We start from the raw sequence: 24,156 nt of genomic DNA on the forward strand, positions 1-24,156 counted from the left end.
TAGGACTTTTTGTTTATCCTTTTACTGCACCCTGTACCAGTCCTTTTACAAGATGTTTCTGGAAGAAAAAGAACAGCAGTAACATTGGGATAACCCCAATTACTGAAATAGTATTAATTAATGACCAATCGTATGATAATTCACCTAAATATCGAACCGATACCCCGACTGAGAGTGTACGAAGGGAATCTGTTTGAATCAACGTACTTGCATGAAGATAGTCATCCCATGTCATTAATAATGAATAGATACCAACTGCCACAATACCCGGTTTTACTAACGGTATAATAACTGAAAATAAAATCTTAAATCTGCCTGCTCCATCAATAAACGCAGCTTCTTCAAGTGCTTTTGGTATACTGTCAAAGAAACTTGCCATTAACATGGTGGAAAATGGTATCATAGCTGCAGTTAGTGCTAATATTAAACCTTGATGTGTATTTATTAAGTTCATCTTACCCATAAGGCCATATAATGAAATCATACGGCTTACAATCGGAAACATCTGGGCTGAAGTAAATGCTGCTATGATCCACTTATTCCATTTAAAATGAAATCTTGAGAGGGCATAACCGGATATAATCGCCATAAACGTAGTTAAAACAGCACATGCACCGGAAACAATAAAGTTATTTGTATAGTAACGGAAGAAATATTGATCCTCCGTAAATAATTTTACATATGCTTTGGATGTAGGTAATTGCGGGAAAAATGTTGGCGGAAATTTGTATGCTTCCATATTTTCTTTAAATGAAGTTATTAAAACCCAATATAGCGGAAATAGAAGAAATAATAAAATCAATGCAACTACAATATAACGAATGATACTAAAAATCAGTTGTTTCTTTTTCATATGTATTATCCTCCTATTCCATACTGGTATCTTTAAATATAAAATTAAATAATACGACTACAACAATCATTAAAAGCATCCAAATTGTAGTTACGGCTGCACCGGATCCCAGATTGTTTGATACAAATGCTTCTCTATAGCTTAAAATCGCTAACGTATTGGTTGAATTGTTGGGGCCTCCGCCTGTCATTGTCCAAATCAGAGGGAATTGTTTAAAGTTCTCAATAATCGCCATTGAGGTTGTAACTTTAATGATGCTTTTCATATAGGGAATTGTAATATGAAAAAAGCGGTCCACTGCATTTGCTCCGTCAACGGTTGCAGCTTCCATTGTTTCATCCGGTACATTGGCTAACCCGGATACGAGTAAAAGTGCTGCCAGAGGGATCTGTTTCCATAAAGCTGCAATTGCAATTCCAAAAAGCGCCGTGGCAGGATTATTTAACATTGCAAAATCTGTAACATGTCCAAAGCTAAATAGATTAACTATATATTTTAGCAACCCATATTGAGGTTGATATATCCACATCCATATAAGACCAGATATAATTGTTGGTACAATCCAGGGAGCCATCATAATACTTCTTATAAATCTGGCGCCTTTTAAATTCGAATTTAGAACTAACGCCATAGCCATTCCCAAAATAAACTGGGATATAACAACTCCACAAACAAATATAAAGGTAACTTCTATTGAAGGTAATAATTTATTATTTGAAAATAGTTTTGCATAATTATCAAAGTTGTTCCATTCACCAGGTGTTTTGGCAATTATATTCTTAATTTTATAATTCTGAAAACTCTTAATAACTGAGTCAAAAACTGGTATTAATATAAACATTACGGTTACAATGAAACCTGGGGTAAGTAATGCTAGGGCAAATAGTTTATCTTTTGTAATTTTTTTTAGTACTGGTGCACCTTTAGTCTTTTGGGAATCTAGTGATCCGGACTTATTTTGCATTAGAAATTCCCCTTTCTTTTTCATTATTATTTAACATAATTGTCCTCCATGCAAGTATTAAACAATTCTGCACATTTATTAGGTTGTGACTGTTGCAAAAATATTATATTTTGCAACAGTCAGTCCAATCAAAACTAATTTCCTAAAATACTTCCTGCTGAAGTTTTAAAGTCATTTATGGCAGTATCAATATCTTTATCATCTACTGTAACAGCTTGTGCCAGCGCTGTAAGTTCAATATTAAAATCATTGATTGCAGGTACATTAGCGATACCTTTTGCAGTATTAATTGAGCTTAATGCACCTGATAATACTGGTGATTCTGTAATTGCAGGTATTTCGCTTAATGCACTCATTGATGGGTAACCAGGTGCGACATTTTCCAAGTATGGAGCTAATATTTCTTCTGTTAGAATATACTTAATTAATAATTTTGTTGCTTCAACCTGAGCTTCTCCATTATTAGACATCATAAACGTATGTGCCTGAATTAAGCTTTCACCTTTACCGGAACCGCCAGTCAAAGGAGCTGCAGAAGCAATAAAATCTTTTGCATTCGGGTTAATGGAATTTACTCCGTTAAATCCCCAGGATGTATCATAGTACATACCAAGTTGTCCTAAAGCGAATAGATTTCTTAAATCTTTTAATTTACTTACTTGAGGATTATATCCCTTATCATCTAAATCTTTTAAAAATTGAAAAGTTTGCTTAAATCCATCATTATCAACATCTAAATTACCGTCTGCGTCTAATACGGAACCTCCGAACCCATACACTAACGAAGTTAAACAAGACCCGGATACGGATACGGAACCTGTTGTCATACCAAAGGGATAAACCGGATTACCGTCTGCTGTTTTTAATGCCGCAAGTTTCGGTGCTATTTCCATCATCTCATCTACTGTAGTTGGTGGAGTGTTAGGGTCTAAACCAGCTTGTGTAAATAAATCTTTGTTATAAAACATTACAAATGGTGATGCATACATTGGTATTCCATAAGGAACCCCATCTACATCGGTAGCTTCTAACATGGAAGGATAAATCTGTGATAAATAATCTTCAGAAAATAAATCTGTTACCGGAACTGCAAGTCCAGCATCTGCTAATGTCGGAATCCAGGGAATCTCACCCAGAACTAAATCAACTGTTTCTCCGCCGCCTGCCCAGGTAACAACTTGGGTTAACATCTGACCATATTCAGCCGTCATGTATTCAATTTTAATATTAGGGTACTTTTCTTCAAAACCTTGTTTAACATTTTCCCAAAACTTGTCATACCCTGCTTCTAAAACCGCATAATTGGCAAATTTAATAGTTACCGGTTCCGTGAATTCATATTCACCATCTTCTTGTGAAGCTGCTTCATCTGCCGTCCCTGTTGTATCGGCTGTTGCATTTCCTTTTGCAGTGTCTGTAGTGTCTGTTTTAGTATCTTCTTTTTTAGTACTACCACAGGCCCCCAATGATACTGTTAATACAAAGATTAACAATAAAGCTAATACTTTTTTCATCTTACTCATTTTTAACCTCTCCTTTTAAAAAATTTTATTAAGTCACTTATAATGATAACAACTATATTATCTACTCTTTCCCGTTTTGTAATAAGTATAAAAGTAACTAGTTATTTCTTATAAGCTTAACTTTCGTAATTGGGTTGAAAAAAACACTGAATTACCATAAATTTCATATGTACACTCGTATGTACATTGTCGTTTTAAAAAGATTTTATTTCTTTAATAAAATCTACTTTTTATGATGTCATTAAAATATATATATACCTATTGTATACCGATGCTTCATATTAGTTCGTTTCTAATTTATTAATTATAACCAGTACTTTCTCTGCGGATTAAATTTGTTTTAAAAGAAGCTTTCAGGTTTCCATCTTTTCCATCAATTATCATCTGAAGCATATCAATAGTAGCTTTACTAATTTCTTCTCGCTGCATCTCCATAGTCGTTAATTTAGGACTACAAAATCTGCTTATGGAAGAGTTATCAAAGCCAATTACGGAGATATCTTCAGGAACTTTCAAATTTAATTTACTTACAGCGGACAAAGCTACACATGCTAACATATCATTTCTTCCAAAAATCCCGTCAACTTTCAGTCCGTTATTCATCCTTTTAATGATTTCAGCTTCTACCTGATCTTCCGTACAGCATCCGGCAATAATCCGGTCATTGGTAAATTCCAGTCCACTCTCAATCATCTCATCAACAAATCCGCTTAATCTTAAATCATCCATGGTACTCATGGTTCCTTTAGAACTAATTCTGTCTAGATACAAAATATGCTTTCTGTCTTTTGATGCTAAATATTTAACACAATCTCTTGCGCCGCTATATAATCCGGAATCAATAACACCGACATTTCTGGGAATATTATTATATCTCCGATTCATAAAAAGTACTAAAGGAATATTAGCATCTACAAATTGCTTAACATATTCTTCGGGAAAACTTGTAGAACTAATGATGATACCATCATATTGGCGGCTGATTACCTGTGAAACAAATTCTTGGGTATTTCTATTGGCGCATAATGATATTAAATAACCTTTTTCATAAGCGAATTTGTCCATCTCACTAACGATGCGGCTAAAATATTCATTTGTAATTTGATCGGCAATAAAAATAATCTGATTACTTTGCTTCCCTTTTAAAGCTCTTGCTACATTATTGGGACGATAATTCAATACACGAATTGCTTCTTCTACTCGTTCTCTTTTACTTTGATCAACATATCGATTATTATTGATAACATAGGAGACGATAGTTTCACTAACATTTGCATACTTCGCTACATCAGCCCGTGTTACCCTTTTATTATTGTTCATTATGTACAATCCCCTTACATGTAAACTCGTATGTATATAACAAAATTTATTATAACATGATGTTTTAATTTGTCAACCCTATTTATATTGAATAACTTAAATTTTATACATTACTTGAGTTTACTTTGCAAAATCTTTCTATGTACGGTTTTTAGGTACTCAATTATATACACCAAGTAAGATCTTTTACAGAGCGTTTTTCGGAGCAACAGAACAAAATTTTCTATTGCATAAAAAATGCAGGAATCAGATTTACGCATTCCTGCACTTTTATATAATACTTTTAATGTAACATTTATATTCCTATCTAAATTTATACTTTATATATACTTATAATGCTTCTTTGCCACGCTCACCGGTACGGATTCTTACTACATCATCCACATCATAGATAAATATTTTACCGTCGCCATAATTGCCGGTATTAATCTGTTTAACTACTTCATCAACAATTACTTCTGCTACTTCCGTAGGAACAACTGTCTCAACTTTTACTTTAGGCAGTAGATTTACTGTTGTTTCAGTACCTCTATAAATTGTTGTATACCCTTTTTGATTCCCATACCCCATAATATTTGAAATCATTAAACCATTTGCTTTATTATCATTGAGAATTTTCTTTAAATCCTCCAACCTTTCGGGTTTAATAATTATTTCCAGCTTCTTCATACAATAGCCTCCTTTCGGCACACCGGCCGCAATGTTCCTGATCATGACAAGGATATCATCTAAATAACGAAATGCCCCCCGTCTTTATAATATCATTATAATCATGTAATTTTTTATTGTCAAATTATTCTATCTGGTTTTAAACCTTGCCAACTGTTTTATTGCAGCATTATCAGCTGAATCAAAATCTAATTCTGACTTAATCAGCTGCAGATCAGGATAAGCCGCAATACCCATTTCAGGAATATCCAGACCGACAAGTTCTGCTTCCGGAGAAACTCTCAGCCCCCATATTTTATCAAGAACTTTAAAGAAAACAAAGGATACTCCGAAACCCCATACAAATAGTACTATTACTGCAATTAACTGCGCTGCAAACTGGGAAGCATCACCATATAATAAACCTGTAACACCGCCAGCGACACCGTTTAAACCGTCTCCATAGGAACCATCAGCAAATAATCCTAAGGAAAGTACTCCCCATAAACCGTTTACACAATGAACTGAAATAGCGCCAACCGGATCATCCAGTTTTAATTTATTTTCAACAAAAGCTACAGAAACGCAAACCAGTAAACCTGCAATTAATCCTATAATAAAAGCAGATGCAGCATTAACAAATGCACATGGCGCAGTGATTGCAACAAGTCCTGCAAGCGCTCCATTTGCCGTCATGGATGGATCTGGTTTGCCGTATTTAATCCACATATAAAACATAGCTACTAAACCACCGATAGCACCGGCTACCATCGTATTGGTGGCGACAACGGAAAGCCTGAAATCAGATGAGTTTAAAGTGGAACCGGCATTAAAGGAGAACCAGCAGAAGAATAATATAATGGTACCTATTATTGCCATAGGAATATCATGGCCTGGGAAAGCTCTGGTTGTTCCATCCTTTTTGAATTTACCGATTCTGGGTCCGATAACAATAGCACCTGCTAAAGCAAGCATACCGCCCATGGAGTGAACGACTGCAGATCCTGCAAAATCAACTACCCCATGACCTAAACCAAAATTCTTCCCAAGTGTGGAAAGCCATCCGCCGCCCCATACCCAGTTTCCGAATAAAGGATATAAAAACATGGAAATAAAGAAAGAGGTAATAACAACAGCTGAATATTTTACTCTTTCTGCAACTGCTCCGGTTGGAATTGTTACAGTTGTGTCCATAAATACCATTTGGAAGAAAAATAATGCATAAATACCGGGATCATAGATACCGTCACCGGATAATAAAAATCCTTTATAACCCAAAATACCTCCAAGTCCGGGTATGGAAAGCATGGAGTTCAGTGCTCCACCACCGGTTCCCAGTCCAGCCGCACCGCCGGAACCGCCGAATTGGAAGGCAAAGCCACACAGAAAATATCCGATTGCACCAACTAAGAATACCATAAAGTTCATTGTCATAGTATGGGCAGCATTTTTACCGCGGCAGAATCCGGTTTCAACCATGGCAAAACCACATTGGAAAAAGAATACCATAAAACCGGTTATCATAATCCAAGTAAAGTTTGCTCCATAATAAGCTTTGTTTGCAGTGGTAGCAACATCCGTAATCGTTTCCGATCCGGTGGGGAGAACATAAGAAGCACCGGTCGGATCAGCACTGCCTGGTGACGAAAAGGCCAGAGCTAAGGCAATTGCAGCTATACCTAATGCCAGCAGTAAACCAATAATTGTTCCAGATTTTTTCATAATAATACCTCCTTTTATTTAAACAGATAATTCATCTGCTTTATACCTATTAATTTTTATTATTTTTTTTAAAATTTTTCCAGGAAAACTCGTAAGTACTTTTTGATAACTCTTCTTTTAATTTACTTACGGATAAGTAATAGCGAATGCCAAGGTATAAAACCAATAATCCGAAAATCACTCCCGGTATCCGGGAATTTAATACACTGATATTAATGCCATTTATCAAACTAAAGGCAGTAAAAAAAATACCTAAAAAAATAATCATTAAAGTTACCGTATAAAGAATTAAAACAGACACCGCTTTTTGTCTTGCAATAACAATTTGAGTTTGTTTTTTCATAATGATACCTCCTAAACTAAAAAAAAAGAGCCTAAGCCGGTTTCAGCTTAAACTCCATTGTTAAATAATCAATCCATTGAAATTAGTTATATCGTTACAAGTTTCATAAGTATAGGTTCATTCATTTTTCGTTGTCACGTAAAAAAGGAAGTCAAAACAAACGTGTCTTGACTTCCTTGCCTATCAACAATTATTAATATAAAGAGAATATATCACACTATTTTATAATTTGCAACTATAATTTCAAATTTTTTACAAATTTATTCAGCTCATTAAAGCAGTAGCAATCGAATTACCCGGTACAGTAATGTCTGCCGTCTTACCATTCATTCGAAGGGATACCGGCAGCTCTTTCTCCGTCCTGTTTAAAGCAACCATAACAATGGACCCACACGGATTTTTAAGAGCGGTCATTTCCAACCGATCGGTATATTTTGTGAATGCGATACGTTTTGCATCTTTTTCTATGTACCTGCTGAAATGTCCGATATAATCAAGGGAAAGTTTTTCTTCAAAAGTGTCATTTTCAGTATCTATCATAATTGGTGCATCACAATAGTTATTAACGTGGTTCGGCCCGCCTTTTTCATCCAAAAAGATATTCCAGTCAAGAAATCCTGTCATACCGGCATTCATATTACCTATGATATCATGAGCATACATCTGTGCATTCTGCAGCTGGCTTGCGCTGAATCTGCTGTATTCCACACATCCCTCCGTAAACAGAAGCTCTTTTTTCGGATAAGCATCCCTCGTAATACCAATTGCTTCAAAATGATCTCCCGTATACCAATGAAATGCAATTCCATCCACCATTTTATCCGTTTCTCCATCAATGGCAGCCTTGGCGCGTTCGTACAATCTTTCTTTATTGTGATCCCATATATTAACCTTAACATGAGACAGATCATTTTTAATGAATGCCGGATATAAGTAATCTCTTAAAAAAACTTTCTCTTCTTCCCCTGTAAAAATACAGGAATCCCATTTTTGTACCGCTTCCGGTTCATTTTGTACTGTTATTCTGTTTACAGGGAAACCCTTTTTCTCATATTCTTTAATATAACGGCATATATATTCGGCCCAGAATCCCATAAATTCGGCTTTTAATTTACCGCCGTGATTTCTGTCTCCATTTGTTTTCATAAATGCCGGAGGGGACCAGGGTGTTAACATTAAATCAAAGGGTTCTCCTCTTTTTTTCTGACCTGCATTTAGTAAGGGAAGAATGTATTTTTCATCTCTGGCAAGGGTAAAGGATTTCATTTCCACATCTTCCGGATCAGACATCGCTTCATAGTTATTCAAAGAAAAATCACAGCTGTCGATATGGGTACGTATCATATTATATCGATTTCCATCTTTACCAAAATATTTATCTATAACCTTTTCCTGATTTTCCTTGCTTAACTTAGAATATGCATATCCTGCCGCTTCCGTAACCGCTCCGCCAAAACCGTGAAATGTCTGGTATTCTATATCCGGATAAATATTTACCACATTCATGGCGGCTCCTTTATCCTCAATTAATTCAATATCCTGGGATATGGTGTGTTTTTTATTATTTTCATAACGGGTAATAATTAATTTCATGATAAACTCCTTATTATTGTTATTTTAATCATTTATATTATAATTTGTTAATTTTGATCTTGGTACGAAAGTCCATGTAAAGAATATTTTACGAATATTGAGTTATGTATTTTTGTCCAAATTATACGGCATCAACCGGCCAGGGAGTATGCCTATATTTTATTATGGTTTGACTCATAAACATGCAAACAGTTTGGTTAGTAATTACATAAAATCGTCAGACCATATTTACCTTAACTGACTTGATTTCCCCGTTTCGAATTCTTTCTGCAAGATCTCCTTTTAAGACATTCCCCGCAACGATTTCCTTACCGTCGTTTACTTCAATACTATCTATCGTAGCACCATTTTCACCGTAAGTAGATTTACGCCCCGGATTCCAATAAGTCACCGTACAACGAGATAACAGTTTAAAAGAAACTACTCCTTTTTCGTCAAAAAACCAACCCGGGAGTTTGGGATTAAAATTTAATTGCAGTTCACCATCTTTGCAGGTAAATATATTACTGCCTATAAACATATGTATCCACATGGTTAACAACTCCGTAGTGGAACCGCTTAAACGGGCAACATAACCTCTGCCCTGTACCTGACTGTCCGGATTCTCACTGGAAGCAAGGAATGAGGAATTTTCTAAGATACTTCTTCCGTATACTTCCGGAGGTAAAAATACGATCAATGTGTGCTTTATCTCTTCATAATATCTCTCATATAAACCGGCCTTTAACATACCCAGCAGATATTTATATTCCATATGCAGAAAAATACTTTCCCTTTCAAGCCATCCCGGAGTAAATGCTCTGATTCTTCCGTTCTCCATGGAAATATGCCCGATTGGCACAGAGGTTTTATACATTTTCAGCTTCTTATCATAAAGATCACTGTTCTTAATATTTTTGCATAATAAATCAGCAGCTTCTTTGTCCATTGTACCTAACATTCTGGCGGGCCCCTCTAAAAAAGCAGGCAAAGGAATTATTTCAAATTCCCTTACAACAGCCTTTTGCAGTCCGTAATGGCTGATATCCGGCTGCCCATCCCCTGTAATAACAGGAGTAAATCGGCTGGCACGGTAGGTAAAGTAGGTCGGAACTATTCCATCACCATAACCATTGGCTTTTCTGATTCCGGTTTCCACTTTTTCCGCAAAGTCCATAAAAATAGTATGGATTTCACTTGTATCCATCTCCTGCTGCTCTCCGCTTAAATAAAACCGGGTTGTTTCCCGGTACTGCTCCCTTAAGGTACTTACCGCTTCCCAATAATCAAAATCACTCCATTTCTCATTCTTCGCTCTGTTCAGGACTTGGGATACTTTTATAAGAAACCCGTATATTTCCGCTGGAATAAACAGCCTTGGTTTTAACCTAACGGTATCACAGATAAAAGCGATTAACCTTTTTAATTCAAAAGTCTCCGGCATACCGCTTCCAAATAAACCGGGAAGTCCGTTCATAGCATCATTCCAGCCAGGCTTTCCCCCTTCCATCTCAATTCCCATACCATAGGGGTCCAAGGTGGCAAATTTATTCAAAGCCAGGGAAATCAGTTTTACCATCAGCGTGGTTTTGGCAACGGGAGCTGTGGCATAGTCAAACTCTTTCCTGTCTTCCGGTTTGATTTTCAGCCAGTTCGTTCCTTTTTTATTAAACCCTTTATAGCCGTTTTTTATTTCATCTTCTACAATAGCACCATACTGGCGAACTTCGTTTTTATGTATCACATATTTTTCACTTCTTGGAAGTACCCGGGCGGGACTGTCAAAAAATCGGTAACTGTTATCTTCAAACAACAGTTCTTTTATGTTATCAGGATATACCGTAAGATAATTTTCAATAAGGTCCAGATTGTAATCCCAATGGTCACTCCAATATCCCTCGTTAAAACCTGCTTCCGTATTCTGATGGCAGAATCTTAGGATATTGGTAAGAAAGATATCCTCATCTGCCTTTACTGTTATGTGGTTACGGGCTATAGCGTTTGCTATTTCACCGGGAGTAAAGGACTTCTTAAGAATATTATTCAGTTTATCCGTATCACCCACCGCATTTTGCTCTATATATTCATTGATTTCTTTTTTAAACTGTTTCTTAACAGTAAAGGTAGCCGGCCGTACCTCCAGGGATTATAGCCGTCAATCTGTATTAATTGAAAGAAAGTCTTTATGTTATAATCTCCCACTTCTTTATTAAAAAATACATCATTTCTTCTGTTCTGGCTTACGTCGCGGAAATTTCCATTTCCCTGTGAATAATACTCCCCTGCAATGGAGAAGAAATTATAATCTCGTTCCGGATCCCCGTGTTTACGGCTGAACAAATGGACAACCGCTTTATTATCCTCTTTATTAAATACATATGGATATCCGCCTCTTAAGAAATTATCCAGATAACACTGTTCTACATATTCATCAAAGAGAGGGTCAGCCGTGTGAGTTTTCACATCCTCGGTAAGAATATCCGCTGCTTCGTCCGCCTGTTTTTCTTTCCGTATAAAATAACCGTTCCGGCAGAAATCTTTTCTTTTTTCATTAATCTGATCTACAGAACCGGCAAAACCAACGACAGTATTAAATTCATATACTTTATTTGGGGTTAAATGAAATTCTGCCGCAGTGAATCCACATGGAACTTTATTAGCAAAGCATTGATTTTTCCCTATAACAGAATGCAAACCGTTTTCTATGAATCCGATAGGATTTACTAATGAAGTATCATAATCAAAAATAACCTGGGCATCGCAGATAACCGGAAGCACCTTATTCTCCTGAACCGTTAAATAGTAATATCCTCCCTCAACATCAGAAACTTCCGCGGAATCATCGCTGGAAGCACGAAGCGTATAATAGGGGATATTATTCTCCGTATTTTTAATCTCCGACCAGCTCTTTAAAAGATTGGACATTTCTTTATATTCCCCGTTCTTGATTCCATAGGGAATAATCTTTGGCATTCCATCCAATAGGTGAATTTCTTTAACCTCAGTGCCTATGTTCTTTATACGGACGTTTCTGACCAGTCCGCCGATACTGTCATTTGGTATTACATAATATTTTACTGTCGTTTTTATTCCATGACGGGAATTAATCTCTTCTATGGTAAAACTGTTTTTCCGTATGTAAAGATTTCGGACAGCCTCCTTGCCAAAACTAAAAAATGGCTCAAAAAATTCTCCATTACATTGAATAAAAGTACGGAAGCCCTTAATTGCCGTATTCTCATATGCCGTATTAGCCGGATTGAATTCCATAATTGCATTATTTTTATTATGTATCCCAAAACTATTTACCCCCTGTCCACGGTTGGTATAAAAAACCCAGAGGGGAATTCCTTTTATTCCTGCCAACCCGGGCAGAAAGCTGGAAAAAGCGGGTAACTTATCGTAATCTCTAATGACGTACGCATTACCCTCCAAATAATATTGTCCCATATTAACCTCATTTCTATAGAAATATATAAATAATTGCGAAATTGACAGTATTGGGGTGGAGGGGTTTAAATACAGAGTTTACAGGAATCTCTGGTTACCAGACTGGGTGATAACCGGTATATTTTCCCCTCCGCCGGTTGGTCATATTGTAAAAGCCTTAATAATTCCGTTGCACTGACATTACCAAGCTCAGTAACCGGACTATGGATTGTTGTAAGCGGCGGATTATAATAAGGAGCAAGGGTATTATCATCAAATCCCATTATACTGACCTGGTCCGGAACTTTGATTCCTGCTTCGGTTAATGCACGGATACATCCCCAAGCCATTTCATCATTAGCACAAAAAAAAGCATCCGGTAATTGGGTTCCTTTTAAAAGCAATACCCTCATCTCACTATAAGCTACCGCTTCTTCAAAGTAGCCTCTTAAAATTATGGAATCATCAATGGGCAGTGTATATTTCTCCAGTACACCAACATAAGCTTTAAACCTGGCTTCATCATCATAATTCTCGATACCGTGTATATACCCGATTCGTCTATGCCCTTGTTTTATCAGGTATTCAACGGCCAATGCAGCGCCCTCTGAATTGTTTATAATTACACTGGATATATGATCACCTGAATATTCCCGGTCAATAAACACAACAGGCATTTTCTTTTCGGCTATTCTGTCAATATACTCATCAGATAACCGCTCATTGAAAACGATTGCTCCTTCCACACCGGAAGATAAAATCATACCATATATTTCTTCGCTGGTATTTTCATTACTCACATATATATTTAATAGATATCCCCTCATTTTGCACTGCAGATGGATTGCCTGCATGAGCATTTTATAAAAATCACCCTGGATACTGGGTAAGAATAAACCAATCGTATTTTTTTTACATGATTTTAAAAATTTTGCGTTCATGTTAGGAACATACTTTAGTTTTTCCACTGCATCCAGAACTTTCTTACGGGTTTCTGCACTTACCACCTCCACATTATTTAACACATTGGATACTGTTGATATAGCTACTCCGGACTCCTTGGCCACATCCTTTATTGTTACCATTTTGTACACTCCATTCTTCCATACTGTCTACCTATGTCTGCTTAAAATGGATTATATAAAATTACAATACATAAAAACATTTTTATTGGAATTTTACAGGAGATTGGAATATATTTTTTGTATATTAATTATAATTATATAGATTATATATTTTATTTTTTATGCATTAACTCCAATCTATTATTTTTTATATTTTGTTATTTGCAAATGATGGGTTAAAACACTATCATATCTTTACATTATTTGATAAAATCGTTTTTATGTAAAAGTATTTTGTACTTATTCTATATACTTACCAAACCTTTGATATACCTTTTAGTAGTTTTGTCTATTATCACATTAAAAAAGTACCAAACTTGGCGGCCTGGCCCATAAGAGGTCTAATCTATTATATTATGTTTTGCAGTACGCAGGTATTTCAGCCGGGTCCCCCTCTCCGACTGAAACAGGTAACTCTGGGCCTCCCCCCTTACCCTTTTGTAGGCGGGGGACTACTCGTAAGACTAAACTTATAGATCTGGCGGAACCCGGTTTTTGGTATGTTGTTCATAAGTATAAGCCAGTTTCATGAGTTTTGGTTCACTGAATGCTTCAGCATTAAACGTAATACCCATACGTCTTCCATCTTTTAGAGTTCCTGCAGGAACAGTAATAAGGGGATAACCTGCTTTGTTTACCATAGGTGTTGCTTTATCACTTGGAAACAAAAGCGCATCCAGATTATATTCAGCCATAGCTGAATCGATTCCCTCTTTACTTAGGGTCAATTCATTTAATCTTCTTGAGATATACTTTTCTTCTGTTAATGTACCTGTAGTCTGCTCTGCCATTTCAAAATAAATCTGACCATACTTTAACATCTTATCTGCCCGGGTTTTATTATAACTTATTAACTCGGATAAAGAATGTACCGGTAAATGACTATCCAGGTTTGATAAAAAATAGTTGATATTAGTTTTAAATTCATAGATTTCAATTGTCTTGGAATTGAGTTCTTTCGCATGTGATACAACCACATTATCTACCATTACTGCACCAAGCTGTTTCATAATACCCGCAGCATTTTCAATAACAGCAATTTCTTCATCAGACAGGTCATCAAAAAAATATTCACGAGGTATTCCAATTCGGTAACCTTCTATACCACTTTGGTCCAGAAACCGGGTATAATCAGAATACCCATTTTTCTGACTAAGTATGGTAATGGGATCTTCCTCATCGTATCCAGCTATTGCACCAAGAATAATTGCTGCATCTTCTACTGTTCTAGCCATAGGACCTGCGGTATCCTGCAAATGAGAAACCGGTATAATTCCTCTTCGGCTCACTAAACCAATTGTTGGTTTTATTCCTACAATACCAAGACGGCTGGAGGGATCGATTACAGAACCAGTGGTTTCTGTTCCAATGGCAGCACAACAAAAATTGCTCGTTACTGCCACCCCTGATCCGGAACTGGAACAGCCTGTACTTAAATAATCTGTCCCGTAAGGATTTAACACCTGCCCTCCTCTTGAACTGTAACCGGCAGGCATTTGATCAGACATATAATTAGCCCATTCTGTCATATTTGTCTTTCCTAATATGATTGCACCGGCATTTCTTAATTTATGGATAAGAAATGCATCCCGTTTTGAATACCAATCTTTTAAGGCTAAGGAACCTGCACTGGTATGCATTTTATCAGCGGTTTCTATATTATCCTTAACCAGAATGGGTATACCATGAAGCTTACTTCGTGTCCCTTTATGAATTCTTTCATAATCCAAAGCTTTTGCTGTATGAATTGCATCCGGATTTAATTCCAAAATAGAATTTAACATCGGGCCGCCATGATCATATCTGGCTATTCTATTTAAATACTCATAAACCAAATCCTCAGATTGTATGAGTTTTTTCGAAAATGCATTCAGTATTCCTAATATGGTTGTTTCCCTGACATCAAATTTACTGTTCAAAATAATTATCCCTTCTTTTCATTGTGAACCATAAAAACGTATATATAAAGTATGGCTATAATCTATAATATTATGAGTTGTTTATGATTTTGCAAAAAGCAAAAGTCTGGCTTGTCAGACCCGTGCGCCGACGTACTGCCACTTCAGTGACAAGTGTAAGATAAACTCTCCTGTGAAATAAAAAAACTCTTTGTCAAATATAAAGTTAAATCATCTATAACTTTATATTTGACAAAGAGCCAAAATAAATACATATGAAAATAAAATAGATTCTATTTACTATACCGCTTAACCTCTGACTGCATTCTTTACTTCTTCTACCAGTTTTTTAACCTGTTCACCGACGCGCTCCAGATCTTTCGCTCCCGGGTTTCCTGTAAATTCTACCGGTTCTATAAATTCCCATCCCATGTTAAGCCTTGTCATTATTTCATCCAGTTCTTTCTGGGCACCGCCGGACCATCCATAGGAACCGAAACGGAAAGCTTTTCGTCCATTTACTTTTTTCTTACCCAATTCTTCTAATACGGAGGCCATAGGTGGGTACATTTTAAATTCATATGTTGGCATAGCTAATATAATACCTGTTGACGTCCATGCCGAAGCAAGTACGGTACCCCAGGACTCTTTAGGCACCTGATGTACATGCACAAGGATATCTTCTTTTTGAAGCTGCTTAATTACATAGTTAACAGCATTTTCTGTCATACCATACATGGATCCCCAGATCAGGGTTATCTCTTCTCTTGCAGGTCCTTTTTGATAATCTGCATATTTTAAATAAGCATCCATTATTTCTTTTGGATTTCTATAAATAAGTCCATGACCAGGTGCAATCATTTTTACGGGCAAAGCCTGGCATTTAGCTACTGCTTTTTTAACCTGCATGGAGAAATAAGCAAGTACATTGGAATAATAACGTGTTGTCTCTTTTTCGTGTAAGGCAAGGTCTTCTTCCGATAACATATCAGCATAGACGGAAGAGGTAATTTTACCAAAAGAACCAAACGCATCACAGGTAAATAGAGTTCCGGTCAGTGTATCTAATTCTGCAATGGTATCCGGCCAATGTACGTTGGGTATTTCTACGAAGTTTAATAGATGTCCGTTTCCTAAGTCCAGAGTATCATTTTCTCCAACCACTATAATATTTTCCGTTATGCCAAAGAACGAATTTAGTAAATCCTTTGCTTTTTTACTGCAGACGATTTTACAGTCCGGATTTATTTTTTTAAATGCTTCAATCCAACCGGAGTGGTCCGGTTCCATATGATTCACGATAAGATATTCTATCGATTCCGGTGCTATATCTAATTGTTCAATTAAACCAAACAGGGTATCCGGTACGCCATCCCAACCGCAAACACCATCTATAATGGCAGTTTTTAAACCTTTGATAATATATGAATTCAGAGAAACTCCGTTCGGGATTTCCCAGAAACCTTCAAATAATATATTTTCTACATTAATGGAAAGTTGATATATTCCATCCGCAATATTCGTTACCTTCATAGTAAAACCTCCTTGTTATATTATTAACATCATTTTAGCTTTAATTAAATACTTAGTCAACCGGTATTATAAAAATATATAAATTACTTGTCATAATAACTCGATTACTTTTTAAAGTAAACGTGATTAAAAAATCAATTTATCAAGATTACTATATACGTTCTTATCGCTATGTATTTATTATTCCGTTTATTTTGGAATTAAATGAACAATTAAGGAGAGAATAATAAACTATAACATATTTACAGGATAAAAAAAGAATGATATAGTAATAAAAAGACGAAAGAAGGGATGCATTCCATGAAAACTATAACAATGTTTGAGACAAGCTGGTGCCCCCATTGCAAACAAGCCCATAAATTCATGGACGAACTTATGAATGAGAATCCTAGATACAAAAATTTAAAGATTCAGATAATTGATGAGGAACTGGAACCGGAGGTTGCCAACTCTTATGACTATTATTATGTTCCCACCTATTATTTGGATTCAGAAAAAGTGCACGAGGGTGTACCGAATAAAAAAGCAATTGAGCTGCTATTTAATAATGCATTATCTTAGTAACTAAATCACGGAAAATTCCGTAAAACCGTTATATGATACGGCTATCAATAATACAAAGGAGATGACATTATGAGTATACTTACCATAACAAAAGATAATTTTGATTCAGAAGTAATTAATTCCGACAAACCGGTTTTGCTTGATTTCTGGGCTTCCTGGTGCGGACCGTGTAAAATGGTTTCTCCCATTGTGGATGAGATTGCAAATGAAATTTCAGATATAAAAGTGGGTAAAGTTAATGTTGACGAGGAAGGAGAACTTGCCCAGAATTTTAAAATTATGTCCATACCGACTCTATTAGTTATGAAAGACGGAAAAGTTCATAATTCAACCATTGGTGTACAATCCAAGCAAAATATATTGAATTTGTTAAAATAATTGCATAATACCATAATTGCATCTATATACCATGCAATTAATACAATTTTAGCGCAGAATCTTGCCCATAGGGCAACTGAAGCTTTGAAATAATAAAAATATTTCAGGCAAAAAGCGGATAACAGCTGCTGTACCGGCAGTTATTATCCGCTTTTTATAAAAACCCTATTTAAAGAATCAGTTGTTTTAACTTTTTCTTATCAATTACTTTAACTCCGCCCCTTGAAAGTTCCACAATCCCTTCCTGGGCAAAATACTTAAGCATGCGTGATACCACTTCTCTGGCGCTTCCAATATATTTTGCGATCTGTTCGTGGGTAAGTTCGATTGATTCGGATTGATTTCTGGTTATTTCATCCAATAAAAAGATTGCCAAACGTTTATCAAAGCTCATAAATAAAATTTGTTCCATAGCCCACATAACATCGGAAAAAGAATCAATTACAAGTTTATCCGTAAAATTTTCAGCATAAATATTCTGTCTGCACAACTGTTGATAATAATAAGAATCAATAAGCAAGACATCACTGTCAACTTCCGCATCCACATGAACATCAAAAGTGATATTATCCAATATACAGGAGGCTGACAAAATACAGATTTCATTATCTCTTAAACGGTAAAGAGTTACTTCTTTCCCCTCTTCCGATAAAATATAAATTCGCAGCTCACCTTTTTTAATTAGTAAAACACCGATACAGTCATTCTCGCCACTATGAACCCGGCTTCCTTTCTCATAATGAACCGGAGAAATATTATTAATAATAAGATTTTTTGTGAATTACTTAATTTATCCCAAAATGTTAACACCTGAGGTATATATTTCAAATCATACTCCGACAGCATATCATCCCTCCTGACTAACGATTATCATAATTTATTATAACATTATCCTGGCCAATTACAACACCGTATTCTTTTATATTTATACTCGTTACGTTTTTCATGGATTATATGTTCCTTAGTATACCGAAAGAAAAAGCTTCAGACAGGTGTGTTACCATCTCTGAAGCCTTTAAACCAGTTGTTTTAATATATTATTAATAATTTTTTGCTAAAACCCTAAAATAAGCCTGGGGATGATCGCAAACCGGACATTTTTCCGGAGCCTTTTTCCCAATATGTATATGACCGCAGTTACTGCATTGCCAAACGGTATCTCCGTCTTTAGAAAATACCAGTCCTTCTTCAATATTGGATAATAACTTACGGTATCTTTCCTCATGTTCTTTTTCGATCTTGGCAACTGCCTCAAAAAGCCATGCGATACGGTCAAAGCCTTCTTCTCTCGCTTCTTTTGCAAAATCAGCATACATGTCCGTCCATTCATAATGTTCGCCGGCTGCTGCATCCAGTAAATTAGCCTGTGTATCCGGCATCCCGTCGTGAAGCAGTTTAAACCAGATTTTTGCATGTTCTTTTTCATTATTAGCAGTTTCTAAAAATAACTCTGAAATCTGCTCATATCCTTCTTTTTTAGCTTTAGATGCATAATAGGTATATTTATTCCTGGCTTGTGATTCTCCGGCAAAAGCGGCCTTTAAATTCGCTTCCGTTTTAGTTCCTTTTAATTCTTTCATTGTTAGTTCCTTTCTTTCTGGACTTCAGAAAAGAGAGCTTGTACAAATGTACACGCTCTCTGACTATATGTATTATTAGATTTCAGTAAAAGCATCTTTCTCTAAACCGCAAACAGGGCATGTCCAATCATCAGGCAGGTCTTCCCATGCTGTTCCAGGTTCAATTCCGTTTTCAGGATCTCCTACTTCGGGATCATATACATAACCACAAGGACATTCATATTTCTTCATAATAAAAACCTCCATAATTTAATTTCTTTATCATATTTTGGTAAAACATGTTGTAAAGATACTGAAATTATAACATAAAAGGCAGATTATAGCAACTGAATCAATTTATACTAAGAAAATTTAATAAAATATTTATAATTTAAAAACTTCGTTTTATTACGTCCTATCATTGCTTATCAATTTGTCTTAATCTTATTCCGGCTGTGAAAATTTTTCAATTCTTGCAAGCATATTCTTATTGAAGTTTTCTACTTTACGGTCATATTCTTCATCCATATATTTGGATGCAAGTAAAAAATCAGCGGTAGCTTCATTATTGGCGATTGGAATATCATATACGACAGCGATTCGAAGCAGAGCTTTTACATCAGGATCATGAGGCTGTGATTCTAAAGGATCCCAGAAAAATACGACAAAATCAATATTTCCCTCAACGATTCTGGATCCAATCTGCTGGTCACCGCCTAATGGGCCGCTGTTGTATCCCTTAACCGGAAGTCCTGTTTGTTCCGAAATAAGGCGTGCTGTAGTTCCTGTGCCGCATAAAAAGTGATTTTTTAATATATCTTTATTTTTATCTGCCCATTGTACCAGTTCCTGTTTTTTTCCGTCATGGGCTATTAATGCAATACTTTTTTTCTTTCCAATTTTAAAATAAATGTAATCGTCTAATAACATGCTGCCTCCCTTTATCCATAAGTTTTTATGGATTGAAACTTTTTTTAATTATTGCCATATTATTTAATAACTCTTCCTAATATACACTAAGACAATTTCTTAGATAATTCTATCATAATTGCTTTTCTAAAAAAATGCAATCCTTATCTATCATTCAAAAGAAGTATTGTTAAAATATATTGATATTTGCAGGATTTTTCAAATTAAAATAACTGAAACATTTGGGATAAGTAAAGTTTCATATAAGGATACTCTAATTATCGGCATGTTAACACAATGTATTTTTAACAGTTTTTTGTGATTAAATACTACTTTTCAATTTCCAGTTTTTGATATAAAAGTAAATTTTCTTGTTATTGATACATTTTTGTGCTACAATATACTTGTATACAGTAAATCCCAAAATACAACTTTATTCAACCAGTACATGATTCGTCTTACTTAGTGGTATGTAAATAAAACATGATTAGTTGATTATTTGCATATCTGCTTTCCCTATTCGTAAGTTGTACTTTTGGTTAACAAACAGGAGGTAAATATGAACAACAACACTTTTTCAACCATTACACCAGAAATATTAGCTTTATCAAATTTGTGTGCAAAGAATAGTGCGATTGATCCTGCTCTTTATACGAAATATGATGTAAAACGCGGCTTACGTGATGTAAGCGGTAAAGGCGTTTTAACCGGACTTACCGAGATTGCTGAAGTACGCTCCCATATTATTGTCGATTCCGAATATGTTCCCTGTGAAGGTAAATTATTTTATCGTGGTATTGACGTTGAACAGATTGTAGATGGCTTTATTAATGAAAACCGTTATGGTTTTGAAGAGACTACTTATCTTCTTTTATTTGGTGAAATGCCGAATAACGAAGAACTTATGAATTTTAAAAAATTATTAGGAGAGTACCGTTCCTTACCTACATCCTTTGTCCGTGATATCATTATGAAAGCTCCAAGCCGTGATATGATGAATACACTGGCAAGAAGTGTATTAACCTTATATTCTTATGATGATATGGCAGATGACATTACCATTCCCAACGTAATGAGACAGTCTCTGCAGATGATTTCCTTATTTCCGCTTCTGTCCGTATATGGATATCAGGCATACCGCCATTATCATGACGGTCAGAGCTTATTTATCCATACTCCGGATCCAAACCTTTCCACAGCCGAATTAATTCTTCATCTGTTAAGGCCGGACAGTAAATTTACTCCGTTGGAAGCTAAGATATTGGATGTAGCTTTAGTATTACATGCAGAACACGGCGGTGGTAATAACTCCACCTTTACAACTCATGTGGTAACCTCCACGGGTACTGATACTTATTCTTCTGTCGCTGCATCTCTGGGTTCCTTAAAAGGCCCGAAACACGGCGGCGCCAACATTAAAGTTGTTCAGATGTTTGAGGATATGAAAAAGAATCTTAAGAATTGGGACGATGAAGATGAAGTACGTGCTTACCTGGCTGCTCTGCTTCATAAAGAAGCCTTTGATAAGGCGGGCCTTATCTATGGTATGGGGCATGCCGTGTATTCTATCTCCGATCCAAGGGCCAATATCTTCAAGGGTTTTGTTAAAAAGCTTTCCGAAGAAAAGGGCAGAAACGATGAATTTAAATTATATAATTTAGTTGAAAACCTTGCTCCGGAAGTAATAGCCAAAGAACGCCAGATTTATAAAGGAGTCAGCGCAAACGTAGACTTCTACAGCGGTTTTGTTTACAGCATGTTAGATCTTCCACTTGAATTATATACTCCGATTTTTGCAATTGCCAGAATCTCCGGATGGAGTGCCCACCGCATTGAAGAGTTGATTAATGCAGGTAAAATCATACGTCCAGCTTATAAGAGCGTAGCAAAGCATAAGGAATACGTACCGATCCAGGAAAGATAATGCAATATATTATTTACAATATTTACAGCCAAAAGAATAAATATGGTAAAACGAAATGACCTATGGAAAACTGATAAGTAAATTACTCCTTTCTGCAGATATCAAAAAGATTATTTGCCAGGATATCAGTAATAAAAAATATCAATATTCCATAGGTCTTTCTTGCAAACAAAATAAGCAGCTCAATTTTACTTTCCGCTTTTTTCCAAAAAGACATAATATTTGTACAATATTTTATTTTTAATGTCCCTGGCGTCAAAAACATGGCACAAACAAGAGCAGCTTTTTCATTATTAAATAATAGATAATCCCCTTTATCAACATTGATGGAGCTGACGGTAACTTATTTATTTCACCGTGATGACACATTGATAGTTTTTACCGTAAAGAGTTGCCGTAATGGTAGCTTTCCCTTTCTTTTTTGCTGTGATTTGTCCATAGTAATTAACCGATGCAATCGAATTGTTGCTTGACTTCCAGGTACATTTCGCCATACTGTTCAGATTTAATCTATATGTTTCACCCACTGCTAAGATCTTATTCGTTGCAGCTATCGTAATCTTCTTAAATGGTATTTTATTTTTATTGGCATAGGATTGAATATATGATTTATCCTGTCCATAAAATGTTAAATTCGGGCAATTAAAAAATGCTTTATTGCCATAACTTTCAACGCTGGTTACTTTATTTGATATCGTTACATATTTTAAACTTACACAATTCACAAAAGCATATGGGTCTATTTTACTTAGGGAATCAGGAATGGTGATATTGGTTAATTTTTTACAATTATTAAAGGCCATTTCCTCAATCTGCTTAAGTGAATTTGATAATCTTATATTTTTTAATCTTATGCAATTTTCGAATGCTCCTAACCCTATTGATTCCACGGAATTTGACATCTTGACAGTAATCAAATTACTACAATCAACAAATGCTGCAGCTCCTATGCTTTTAACAGAATCAGGAATACTTACTGAGGTTATTTTTTTATTAAACGAAAATGCATTGCCTACAATAGTGTGAACCGTATCCGGTATCACAACATCTCCTTTGCAGTTTTTACCGTTAATTAAGTTACCGTTAATAATGACGAAAGGATTTTCTTCACTCCTTCTATCAAGCCACGGTGTAAGTGCAAAAGCGTGACTTCCTATTGTGGTAACGCCCTCCAGGGAAGATATCTCTGTCAGGTTCGTACAGCCAAAAAATGCCTCACGCCCAATAGATTTAACTGAATCAGACATCTTTACACTTTCCAAATTATCACAGCTGTAAAAAGATAAATTTCCTATTGCAGTAACAGAATCCGGTAAGATTACACTTGTTATTGTTTTATTCATGATATAACTCCGATTAAATGCATTTTGTCCAATAGCCTCAACGCCATCCGGTACAACTACATCTCCACCTTCACCTACATACCTAGTAAGAACACCGTCTTTAATCACAAAATCCTTTTCGTTGGAAGTCTGTTCGGCTGCTTTGACATTTATGCTCGGTAAGATACCTATCATTTGGAAAGTTATTGCTAAAAAAATAATACTTACAATCTTCAATTTATTCATTTCATTCTCCTTGTCTTGTTAAACCCACTTAATTATGCTAATGACCATGAGAGTGCCAAAAAAGACATAATGTAATATAATCTTTTGAGACACCCTCATAATAATTAATCAAAAATACATCAAATAATCAATTGTACGAAATTACTAATAAATATTTATGTCGTCAAAAACAGCTTTATAGGTATTATAATAACTTGAATTAACTTCCTCAGCATATTTAAAATGAAATTAAACTTATGAAGATAAACTTCTTAATGGCACAAACAAGAGCAGCTTTTTCATTAATAAAATAATAGATACTCCCCCTTTATCAACATTGATGGAG

Annotated in this window: 21 protein-coding genes; 3 read left to right on the forward strand and 18 right to left on the reverse strand. The window is 35.6% G+C overall.

The features are described from left to right. Positions 1-13: 13 nt before the first annotated feature. The 13 genes from Ana3638_RS00645 to Ana3638_RS00700 all read right to left on the reverse strand — a co-directional run bounded on the left by Ana3638_RS00645 (position 14) and on the right by Ana3638_RS00700 (position 16,929). Positions 14-853 (reverse strand): carbohydrate ABC transporter permease, encoded by an 840-nt coding sequence (locus Ana3638_RS00645; RefSeq protein ID WP_161836111.1) that lies wholly within the window; start codon positions 851-853, stop codon positions 14-16. A 13-nt stretch (positions 854-866) separates the two neighbouring features. Beyond that, the gene (locus tag Ana3638_RS00650) at positions 867-1,817 is read right to left on the reverse strand and encodes a carbohydrate ABC transporter permease (RefSeq protein WP_161836112.1); all 951 of its coding nucleotides are present in this window, start codon (positions 1,815-1,817) and stop codon (positions 867-869) included. 134 nt (positions 1,818-1,951) lie between these two features. Next, complete coding sequence (locus Ana3638_RS00655; RefSeq protein ID WP_246240652.1) at positions 1,952-3,340, reverse strand: ABC transporter substrate-binding protein; 1,389 nt, start codon at positions 3,338-3,340, stop codon at positions 1,952-1,954. A gap of 300 nt (positions 3,341-3,640) precedes the next feature. Beyond that, positions 3,641-4,660: a LacI family DNA-binding transcriptional regulator gene (locus Ana3638_RS00660; protein ID WP_161836113.1), complete on the reverse strand. Its 1,020-nt coding sequence runs from the start codon at positions 4,658-4,660 to the stop codon at positions 3,641-3,643. Between the two features lie 330 nt (positions 4,661-4,990). Next, the gene (locus Ana3638_RS00665) at positions 4,991-5,329 is read right to left on the reverse strand and encodes a P-II family nitrogen regulator (RefSeq protein WP_161836114.1); all 339 of its coding nucleotides are present in this window, start codon (positions 5,327-5,329) and stop codon (positions 4,991-4,993) included. A gap of 129 nt (positions 5,330-5,458) precedes the next feature. Next, the gene (locus tag Ana3638_RS00670) at positions 5,459-7,030 is read right to left on the reverse strand and encodes an ammonium transporter (RefSeq protein ID WP_161836115.1); all 1,572 of its coding nucleotides are present in this window, start codon (positions 7,028-7,030) and stop codon (positions 5,459-5,461) included. A gap of 49 nt (positions 7,031-7,079) precedes the next feature. After that, positions 7,080-7,373: a hypothetical protein gene (locus Ana3638_RS00675; protein WP_161836117.1), complete on the reverse strand. Its 294-nt coding sequence runs from the start codon at positions 7,371-7,373 to the stop codon at positions 7,080-7,082. A gap of 264 nt (positions 7,374-7,637) precedes the next feature. Continuing rightward, entirely contained in the window at positions 7,638-8,966 is a 1,329-nt protein-coding gene (locus Ana3638_RS00680; protein ID WP_161836119.1) for a glycoside hydrolase family 30 protein, read from the reverse strand. A gap of 217 nt (positions 8,967-9,183) precedes the next feature. Beyond that, complete coding sequence (locus tag Ana3638_RS24540; RefSeq protein WP_202621545.1) at positions 9,184-11,010, reverse strand: hypothetical protein; 1,827 nt, start codon at positions 11,008-11,010, stop codon at positions 9,184-9,186. 11 nt (positions 11,011-11,021) lie between these two features. Beyond that, entirely contained in the window at positions 11,022-12,395 is a 1,374-nt protein-coding gene (locus Ana3638_RS24545) for a hypothetical protein (protein WP_202621546.1), read from the reverse strand. Between the two features lie 65 nt (positions 12,396-12,460). Next, complete coding sequence (locus Ana3638_RS00690) at positions 12,461-13,459, reverse strand: LacI family DNA-binding transcriptional regulator (RefSeq protein ID WP_161836121.1); 999 nt, start codon at positions 13,457-13,459, stop codon at positions 12,461-12,463. Between the two features lie 509 nt (positions 13,460-13,968). Next, the gene (locus Ana3638_RS00695) at positions 13,969-15,417 is read right to left on the reverse strand and encodes an amidase family protein (RefSeq protein ID WP_202621547.1); all 1,449 of its coding nucleotides are present in this window, start codon (positions 15,415-15,417) and stop codon (positions 13,969-13,971) included. 288 nt (positions 15,418-15,705) lie between these two features. After that, on the reverse strand, positions 15,706-16,929 hold the full coding sequence (locus Ana3638_RS00700) for an FprA family A-type flavoprotein (RefSeq protein ID WP_161836123.1): 1,224 nt from the start codon (positions 16,927-16,929) through the stop codon (positions 15,706-15,708). Between the two features lie 300 nt (positions 16,930-17,229). On the opposite strand from Ana3638_RS00700, the gene Ana3638_RS00705 reads away from it, so the two are divergent. Then, a complete protein-coding gene (locus Ana3638_RS00705) occupies positions 17,230-17,490 on the forward strand; it encodes a glutaredoxin family protein (RefSeq protein WP_161836125.1) in 261 nt (86 codons plus the stop codon). 72 nt (positions 17,491-17,562) lie between these two features. Further along, positions 17,563-17,871 (forward strand): thioredoxin, encoded by a 309-nt coding sequence (gene trxA, locus Ana3638_RS00710; protein WP_161836127.1) that lies wholly within the window; start codon positions 17,563-17,565, stop codon positions 17,869-17,871. Positions 17,872-18,040: 169 nt separating this feature from the next. Here trxA and Ana3638_RS00715 read toward each other — a convergent pair whose 3' ends face one another. The 4 genes from Ana3638_RS00715 to Ana3638_RS00730 form a co-directional block, all read right to left on the reverse strand. After that, positions 18,041-18,637, reverse strand: a complete 597-nt coding sequence (locus Ana3638_RS00715; protein ID WP_330588006.1) for a Crp/Fnr family transcriptional regulator — start codon at positions 18,635-18,637, stop codon at positions 18,041-18,043. 274 nt (positions 18,638-18,911) lie between these two features. Next, a complete protein-coding gene (gene rbr / locus Ana3638_RS00720; protein WP_161836129.1) occupies positions 18,912-19,451 on the reverse strand; it encodes a rubrerythrin in 540 nt (179 codons plus the stop codon). Between the two features lie 75 nt (positions 19,452-19,526). After that, positions 19,527-19,682 carry a rubredoxin gene (gene rd / locus Ana3638_RS00725; RefSeq protein ID WP_161836131.1) on the reverse strand — a complete coding sequence of 52 codons (156 nt, stop codon included), beginning with the start codon at positions 19,680-19,682 and terminating at the stop codon, positions 19,527-19,529. 192 nt (positions 19,683-19,874) lie between these two features. Then, positions 19,875-20,360 carry a methylglyoxal synthase gene (locus Ana3638_RS00730; protein WP_161836133.1) on the reverse strand — a complete coding sequence of 162 codons (486 nt, stop codon included), beginning with the start codon at positions 20,358-20,360 and terminating at the stop codon, positions 19,875-19,877. Positions 20,361-20,898: 538 nt separating this feature from the next. On the opposite strand from Ana3638_RS00730, the gene Ana3638_RS00735 reads away from it, so the two are divergent. Further along, positions 20,899-22,263, forward strand: coding sequence for a citrate/2-methylcitrate synthase (locus Ana3638_RS00735; RefSeq protein WP_161836135.1), 1,365 nt, complete (start codon positions 20,899-20,901; stop codon positions 22,261-22,263). Between the two features lie 347 nt (positions 22,264-22,610). Here the strand turns inward: Ana3638_RS00735 and Ana3638_RS00740 are convergent, their stop codons facing one another. Beyond that, on the reverse strand, positions 22,611-23,831 hold the full coding sequence (locus Ana3638_RS00740; RefSeq protein ID WP_161836137.1) for a leucine-rich repeat protein: 1,221 nt from the start codon (positions 23,829-23,831) through the stop codon (positions 22,611-22,613). Positions 23,832-24,156: the final 325 nt, after the last annotated feature.

It is taken from the genome of Anaerocolumna sedimenticola, assembly GCF_009931695.1.
In the GTDB taxonomy this organism is placed as follows: domain Bacteria; phylum Bacillota; class Clostridia; order Lachnospirales; family Lachnospiraceae; genus Anaerocolumna; species Anaerocolumna sedimenticola.